A 681-nucleotide genomic window follows, 5' to 3' on the forward strand; every position below is an offset into this window, starting at 1 on the left:
CCGCCGCCCGCACCACCCCGGGCGCGCTCCACCGCATTCCCAGATCCCCCTCCACGGTGCGGGCCCGCCACAGCGACCCGGCTACCTCCCGGCCCGGCCCGTCGGCCCGCTCGTCCGGAGTCAGCACCGAGTACACGTCGGTGGTGGCGCCACCGACGTCCACCACCACCAGGTCCCCGCCCAGGGTGTCGGCGAGCACCTCCACCCCGGTCAGCACCGCGTCCGGGGTGGCCGCGCGCACCAACCGCGCGAACCGGGACCCCCGCGACAGCCGCTTGCCGCCGATGACGTGCCGCAGGAACACCTCCCGGATCGCCGCCCGCGCCGACACCGGCGCCAACACCCCGATACGCGGCAGCACGTTATCCGCCGCCGTCACCGGCACCCCCGCCCCGGCCAGAAACGCCGACAGCTCATCGCGCACCGCGACGTTGCCGGCCAGCACCGTCGGCACCCGCCAACGCGCCCTCGCCAACCGGGTCGCGTTGTGGGCCAACGTGTCGGCATCCCCACCGTCGGTGCCCCCGACCAGCAGCACCACGTCCGGTCGGGCCGCCCGCAGCGCGGCCAACTCCGCGGCACCGAGCCGCCCGGCGGCCACGTGTACCACGTTCGCCCCCGCCGACAACCCCACCCGACGGCCCGCCTGCGCCGTGACGAGACGCTCGTACCCCACCACCG

The 681-nt window shown here is 76.4% G+C and carries 1 protein-coding gene; it reads right to left on the bottom strand.

The window, feature by feature from the left end; all coding sequences use genetic code 11:
* Nucleotides 1-681, bottom strand: a 681-nt coding sequence (locus tag E1165_RS28680) for a glutamate mutase L (RefSeq protein ID WP_207917073.1), incomplete at both ends; no start/stop codon positions are given.

The sequence above is a fragment of the Micromonospora sp. KC723 genome (assembly GCF_004348595.1).
Lineage (GTDB): Bacteria > Actinomycetota > Actinomycetes > Mycobacteriales > Micromonosporaceae > Micromonospora.